Annotated in this window: 5 protein-coding genes; all 5 read left to right on the forward strand. The window is 66.4% G+C overall.

The features are described from left to right. Positions 1 to 179: 179 nt before the first annotated feature. Positions 180 to 1,856 carry an ABC transporter substrate-binding protein gene (locus ACTHN9_RS07475; RefSeq protein WP_440536124.1) on the forward strand — a complete coding sequence of 559 codons (1,677 nt, stop codon included), beginning with the start codon at positions 180 to 182 and terminating at the stop codon, positions 1,854 to 1,856. An 80-nt stretch (positions 1,857 to 1,936) separates the two neighbouring features. Continuing rightward, the gene (locus ACTHN9_RS07480) at positions 1,937 to 2,947 is read left to right on the forward strand and encodes an ABC transporter permease (protein WP_440536125.1); all 1,011 of its coding nucleotides are present in this window, start codon (positions 1,937 to 1,939) and stop codon (positions 2,945 to 2,947) included. Continuing rightward, complete coding sequence (locus ACTHN9_RS07485) at positions 2,944 to 3,828, forward strand: ABC transporter permease (RefSeq protein ID WP_440536126.1); 885 nt, start codon at positions 2,944 to 2,946, stop codon at positions 3,826 to 3,828. The genes ACTHN9_RS07480 and ACTHN9_RS07485 overlap by 4 nt, the downstream gene beginning before the upstream one ends. After that, positions 3,825 to 5,921: an ABC transporter ATP-binding protein gene (locus ACTHN9_RS07490; protein ID WP_440536127.1), complete on the forward strand. Its 2,097-nt coding sequence runs from the start codon at positions 3,825 to 3,827 to the stop codon at positions 5,919 to 5,921. Before ACTHN9_RS07485 ends, ACTHN9_RS07490 begins: the two co-directional genes overlap by 4 nt. 464 nt (positions 5,922 to 6,385) lie before the next feature. After that, positions 6,386 to 7,118: hypothetical protein (locus ACTHN9_RS07495; protein ID WP_440536128.1), on the forward strand; the 733-nt coding region annotated here is incomplete at its 3' end.

Raw genomic sequence — 7,118 nt, forward strand, 5'->3', positions numbered from 1 at the left:
GCACCCCCGACAGGCTTTTTTATCGAGCGACGAAGCCGCTCGCGAGCCGCCCACGAGCCGCCCACGAGCCGCTCGGGCCGAGAGTCGCGTTAAACTGCATCGGCATTCGTCGTCGCCGTACCGCTCGTCGCCGTCGCGCCGCCTCACCTCGACGCCCTCACACGAACCGGAAACTCTCGATGAAGAAGATCCCCGCTGCGCAAGCCATCGCCCTGACCGCCGCTCGCCGCGATGCCGGCGATCTCGGCAATCTCGCGATCGACGACTATTTCGCGCAGCGCATCTCGCGCCGCGAGCTGCTGCGCCATGCGAGCCTCATCGGCTGTTCGAGCGTTGTCCTCGCGGCCGGTGGCCTGGTCGCTGCGCCGCGCGCACACGCCCAGACCGGCGCGGCTGGGGCGAACGCCACGATCCGCGTCGCGCATCTCACGCCGGCGGGCCGTGTCGATCCGCTCACGGTGTCGGACGCCGCCGGCCTTTGCCTCATTGCGCAAACGGGAGAATTCCTGATCGACGACGAAGGCGACAAGTCCACGCTCAGGCCCGCCTTGGCGCTGTCTTGGAAGGCCAACGAGAAGGGCGACGTCTGGACCTTCGCGCTACGGCAAAACGTCAAGTTTCACGATGGGCAGCCGCTCCGCGCCAAAGACGTCGTCGCGACGTTCGATCGCCTGGCCGACCCCGCGAGCGGGTCGGCGGCATTGTCGGTCTTCAAAGGCGTGCTGTCCAAGGGCGGCGCGCGGGTGGTCGACGACCATACCGTCGCCTTCCATCTCGATGCGCCGAATGGCAACTTCCCCTACTACGTCTCCTCGGACAATTACAACGCGGTGATCTTGCCTGCCGGGTTCAGCGGCGATTACGAAAAGAGTTTCATCGGCACCGGGCCGTTCAAGCTCGAACGATACGAAGCCAAACGCGGCGCATCGTTCGTGCGCCATCCCGATTACTGGGGCGAAAAAGCCCTGCCCGCGCGCGTGCAATTCATCTTCTACGCCGACAGCCAAGCGCAGATTCTCGCGTTGCAAGGGCGCCAAGCCGACGTCATGGGCGATCTGTCGGTGCAAGGCGGCATGGGTATCCTGAACAATCCCGAGTTCAACGTGCAAGGCGTGAAGTCGAGCGCCCATCGGCAGATCCACATGCGCTGCGATACCGCGCCGTTCAACGACAAGCGCGTTCGCCAAGCGCTCGCCCTCGCCGTCGATCGCGACGTGCTCGTGCGCGGGCTCTTCAAGGGGCGGGCCGCGATCGGCAACGATAGCCCGTTCGCGCCGATCTTTCCGTCGACGGATCCGTCGGTGCCGCAGCGGCGCCTGAACCTCGCCGAGGCGAAGCAATTGCTGGCGCAAGCGGGCCATCCCAACGGTTTCGCGGCCACGCTGACCACCGAGAAATTCATGGAGATTCCCGATCTCGCCGTCGTCTTGCAGAACGAGGCCAAGGCCATCGGCGTCAACCTGACCTTGAAGGTCGAAAGCCAGGGCCAGTATTACGGCAAGGGAACATTCGGCAGCTCGGACTGGCTCGACGCGCCGCTCGGCATCACCGACTACGGCCATCGGGGCGTGCCGAACCTGTTCTTGAATGCCCCGCTCGTGAGCGGCGGCCCGTGGAATGCGGCGCATTTCGCCAATCCTCAATACGACAAGCTCGTCGCGCAATTTGTCGGCGCACTCGATCTCGGCACACAAAAGAAGATCGCGGGCGAGATCGAACGGCTGCTGCTGGACGAGACGCCGATGATCGTTCCGTACTTCTTCGAACAGCTCGTGGCCACGCGCAAGACCCTCACGGGCGTGCGCTTCACCGCCATTTCCCAGATGTATTTCGATCGCGCACGATTGACGGCTTGATTGACGGCTTGATCGCGCGCCTACCGGCATTGCCTCGAACCGCAGTTTCAACGCAACGACGATTCTCGAACACAGCGCAGATGTCCGATACCGCTCTTAGGTTCTCTACGCGCGCCGCGCACGGCAGCGCGGCGCGCATCGCTCGCTTTCTGGCCGGCCGGCTCGTGCTGTCGCTCGTCACGCTGTGGCTGCTGTCGATGATCGTGTTCGCGCTCGGCCAATGGTTGCCCGGCGATATCGGCCGCGCGATCCTCGGCCCACTGGCCGACGCGCGTGCCGTAGCCGCGCTCGATCATCAGCTCGGCGTCGACCGGCCCGTCCTCGTTCAATACGCGCAATGGATCGGCCGCTTCGTACGCGGCGACATGGGCGTCTCTTACGCCTATCGCACCCCGGTCGCACCGTTCATCGGCGAAGCGTTGTTGCGCTCGGCCAAGCTCGGTGCGCTCGCGTTCGTCATCGTCGTCCCGCTCGCGATTTCCGCCGGCGTCTGGGCCGCGTTGCATGCAGGACGGCTGCTCGATCGCGCGATCATGATCGTCGGCTTGTCCGCGACCGTCGTACCCGAGTTCGTTTCGTCGATCGCGCTGATTCTCGTCTTCGGTATCTGGCTGCGCTGGCTGCCGAGCGAAGCGGGCTATCCCGACGGCGCCGGCGCATGGACGGCCCTACGCCATCTGATCTTGCCCGCGTTGCCGCTCGTATTCGTCTTTTTCGGTTATATCGCGAGAATGGCGCGTGCCGGCACCGTGGAAGCGCTCGATGCCGATTACACGCGCACGGCGATTTTGAAGGGGCTGCCCCGGCGCGTCGTCATCGTCCGTCACGTGCTGCCCAACGCATTGATGCCGACGATCACGGTGGCGGCGACGCAGCTCGGGTATATGGTCGGCGGGCTGGTCGTGGTCGAGACGCTGTTTCACTATCAGGGAATCGGCTCGCTCATCTACAACGCCGCGACGGCGAAGGATTTCCCGATGCTCGAAGCGGGCGTGCTGACGGTGGGCGTCGTCTACATGTTCGCCAATCTGGTTGCCGACGCACTGATCGTCGCACTCGATCCGCGCCTGCGTCTCGGAGGATCGGCATGAGCCAAGCGTTCGGATCGGGCGACGCCCCTGCCGCGAGCGATCGCATCCAGCCGGCGCCGCGCTTCGAGGCGCTGCGCGCGCTGGCCCGTTCGCCGAGTTTTATCGTAGGTGCGGCGATCGTGCTCTTTTGGATCGGTTGCGCGATCGCGGGCCCCTCGATCGTGCCGTTCGATCCCTATGCCTCGGATCCGCTCAACTCGCTGGCACCGCCCGATCGCGCGCATTGGTTCGGCACCGATCAGCTCGGCCGCGACGTGTTCTCGCGCGTGATCGTGGGCGCGCGCGACATCCTGACCATCGCCCCGCTTGCGACGCTCGTCGGCACGCTCGCGGGCACGGCGCTCGGGCTTGTCGTCGGCTACTTCGGCGGTTGGCTCGACAATGCGATCGGGCGATTGATCGATGCACTGCTCGCACTGCCGCTCGTCGTATTGGCGCTTGCGGCGCTCGCCGCGCTCGGTGCCGCGAATGCTACCGTGGTCCTTGTGATCGGGCTGACCTTCATGCCGATCACCGCGCGCACGGTGCGCGCCGCCGTGTTCTCCGAGCGGCACCTCGATTATGTCGACGCCGCGCAATTGCGCGGCGAGCGCGCGCCGTACATCATGTTCGTCGAAATCCTGCCGAATATCCTGCCGCCGATCGTCGTCGAGGCCACGGTGCGGCTCGGCTATGCGATTTTCGCCGTCGCGACGCTGTCTTTTCTCGGCTTCGGCATCCAACCGCCTTCGGCCGACTGGGGGCTCGCCTTGTCCGAATCGTATTCGCTGATGACGGGCGGCGCGTGGTGGACCGTCGTGTTCGATGCCGCGGCCATCGCGACGCTCGTCGTGGGCGTCAATTTGATCGCCGATAGCGTACAGGGGGTCCTGCACGAATGATCGCTCCTGCGCACCGCGCCTATCCGGCTTTCGAATCGGCTCCGCACGGCGAGCACGATGCGCTCGCCGTGGTCGGCTTGAGCGTGGCCTATCGCGTACGCGGCCGCGACCGCGAAGTGCTGCACGACGTGACGTTTCGGGTACGTCGCGGGGAGGCCTACGGGCTCGTCGGGGAATCGGGCTGCGGCAAATCCACGGTCGCGCTCGCGGCGCTCGCCTACTTGCCCCGCAATGGCCGGGTCGGCGCCGGGCGCATCGCGATCGCGGGCCGAGACATCGCATCGTTGCGCGCCGACGATCTGCGCGCGATGCGCGCCCGGACCGTCTCGATGGTCTATCAGGATCCGTCGCGCGCGCTCAATCCTTCGCTAACGATCGGCCGGCAGGTATCCGAGGCGTTCGAGGTAGCGGGCGCGACGCGCGGCGAGGCCTTCGCGCACGCGCTCGACATGCTGCGCCGGGTACGCATCGCGGCGCCCGAGCGCGTCATGCATTGCTATCCGCATCAACTCTCGGGCGGCATGCAGCAACGCGTCGTCATCGCGATGGCGCTCGCCTCGAAGCCGGCGCTGCTGATTCTGGATGAGCCGACGACAGGCCTCGACGCCACCGTGGAGGCCGAAGTGCTCGATCTCATCGCGAAGCTGCGCGAGGAATCGGGAACGGCCGTGCTGTTCATCAGCCACAATTTGGCCGTGATCGGGCGGATGTGCAGCCGCGTCGGCGTGCTCTACGCAGGGCGGCTCGTCGAACAAGGGCCGACCGAAGATGTCTTCGGTGCACCGCGCCACCCTTATACGGTGGGCTTGCTGCGCTGTTTGCCGCGCCCCGGCCGCAGCAAAGACACCGAGCGGCTCGATACGATCGCCGGTGCACTGCCGCCGCTCGGCGCGGCCGTGCCCGGGTGCATCTTTGCGGCGCGCTGTCGGTTGGCCGACGATCGCTGCCGCATCGACACGCCGCCGCCACACCGATTCAACGCGCCGCACGGACCGCACATGGCGCGTTGCCATTATCACGAGCGTGCCGAAAGTTTGCCGCGCACGAGCGCAGCGGTAGACGATGTCGAAGCGCACGCGCAAGGCAGTGCAGAGCATGCGCCGCTTGCGCTGCACGCGGCGCATCTTTCGAAGACGTTCGTTGCGTCGGGCGCACCGGTGCGGGCCGTCGACGATGTCTCGCTCGATCTGGCCGCGGGCGAAACGCTGGGTCTCGTCGGCGAATCGGGCAGCGGCAAGACGACGCTCGCCAAGCTGCTCGTCGGCTTGATCGCGCCGGATCCGGGCGGCACGCTCGAACTGGACGGCAAACCGCTGCCGGCGCACGTCGCGCGCCGCGACGACGAGCAAGTCAAGTCGCTGCAAATCGTGTTTCAAAATCCGGACTCGGCCTTGAACCGCGCGCATTCGGTCAAGCGGCTCATCGGTCGCGCACTGTCCAAGCTCGGCGCGTTGCGTGGTCGCGCGCACGGCGCCCGCCTCGCGACGCTTGCTCAGGCCGTCCGATTGCCGTCCCGGTATCTGGATGCACGCACGCGACAACTCTCGGGCGGGCTGAAGCAGCGGGTGGCCATCGCGCGCGCGTTCGCAGGCGATCCTCGCGTGGTCGTCTGCGACGAGCCGACGTCGGCGCTCGATGTCTCCGTGCAAGCCGCAATATTGAATCTGCTCGCCGATTTGCAGCGCGAGCGTGGCGTCAGCTACATCTTCATTTCTCACGATCTGCATGTCGTGCGCTACGTAGCGGATCGCATCGCCGTGCTCTACGTGGGGCGGCTGCTCGAGATCGGGCCTGCCCCTGCCGTGTTCGATGGGCCGCATCACCCGTACACCGAAGCTTTGCTCTCGGCCATGCCGACGCTCAGCGCGGCCCAAGCGCCTTCGGCGCAGCGCATTCGATTGGCCGGCGATCCGCCGAGTGCAGCCGCGCCGCCCACCGGGTGCGTATTCCATACGCGATGCCCGCGCAAGCTCGGCGCGCTGTGCGAAGCCGTCGATCCGCCCTTCGCCGATGCCGGCGACGGCCACCGCATTCGCTGCCATATCCCAGTTAGCGAGTTACGCGCGCTGCAACGCGAAACGCATTTCGCTTGAGCGGTTTCCTCGCTCGCCGCTTTCGTTGCTTCTTCGATCGAGCTTCTTCGATCGAGCTTCTTTCGCAGGCTCCTTCGTTCGGCGCTTGCGTGGCTGTTCTCCTTGGGCCTGCACTTCGTGCGTTGCCGCGCATTGGAACGACGCGCTCGCGTTTCAGCGCTGAAACGTTTCCGACGCATTTTGCCTGGCCGCATGCCACGTGCGGTAGCGCATCCACGCGCGGCGCGGCATCGCGGCCAATGGCACGGTTATCGCAATGATCAGCGCACATGGCCGCGTTGACCGACGCACGCCCGACCGGAGTCGATCGAGCGATGTCGCGACCGCCGGCGTGTGCGCGTTCGCACCTTCGAACGTCACGCGTCGGGCGACATCCGCATCGATCGGGCTCGGGCAGCCATAGTCGCCTTCGGGCGACGGGACTACGACGACATTCGATCGTCGTTCCTGCCGGGGAGATCACGATGAATAAGCTGACAATTAATAAGGAGTCCTATTTATTTTCGGGAATCCTCAAAGCGACTGCGGGGGCGGCGATCGCGTTGTTCGCCATCGGTGCGCATGCTGGCTCGTTCTTGGACGGCATGGGCAGGTGGCTCGCCGAGACGAGCGCGTCCGTGCAGGCCGATACGGCAAACTCGAGCGATTCCGGCGCGCCGGCTGGCATGAAGCCACTGAGCGCCGCACCGTTCGACGCCTCGTCGATGCGCATTAGTGCCGCGACGGACGATGCGCGCGCTCCGAGCCCCGAGGCGGACTGCCGCGATGGCGGCGGCGCCGCGGGTTGTGCCCAGGATCCCGCCAACGATCCATCGGTGAGCGGACTCGGCGGCACGTCCGACGGCACGTCGGCGAGCGGCGACAGTAGCGGCGGATCGGTGAGCGGCGGCGCATTCGGTGGCGGACGCGGAGGCAGCAGCGGCGCCGCGGCGTCGACGGGCAACGGCAACGGCGGGAACAACGGCAATAGCGGTAACGGCGGAACGGGAAATTCGAATGGTTCTGCCGGGCCAAGCGGGCCCGGCGGCTCTAATGGTTCGAACGGGTCCAGCGGGCACGGCGGCTCGGGCGGCTCGGGTGGCTCGGGTGGCTCGGGTGGCTCGGGTAGCTCGGGTAGCTCGGGTGGCTCGGGTGGCTCGGGTAGCTCGGGTGGCTCGGGTAGCTCGGGTAGCTCGGGTGGCTCGGGTGGCTCGGGTG

The sequence above is a fragment of the Trinickia sp. genome, assembly GCF_051953405.1.
Classification (GTDB): Bacteria; Pseudomonadota; Gammaproteobacteria; order Burkholderiales; family Burkholderiaceae; genus Trinickia.

Excerpts from the sequence above, each read along its gene's own strand:
- ACTHN9_RS07490 (WP_440536127.1), top strand. The coding sequence starts at position 3,825 with ATGATCGCTCCTGCGCACCGCGCCTATCCGGCTTTCGAATCGGCTCCG.
- ACTHN9_RS07480 (WP_440536125.1), top strand. The coding sequence starts at position 1,937 with ATGTCCGATACCGCTCTTAGGTTCTCTACGCGCGCCGCGCACGGCAGC.
- ACTHN9_RS07475 (WP_440536124.1), top strand. The coding sequence starts at position 180 with ATGAAGAAGATCCCCGCTGCGCAAGCCATCGCCCTGACCGCCGCTCGC.
- ACTHN9_RS07485 (WP_440536126.1), top strand. The coding sequence starts at position 2,944 with ATGAGCCAAGCGTTCGGATCGGGCGACGCCCCTGCCGCGAGCGATCGC.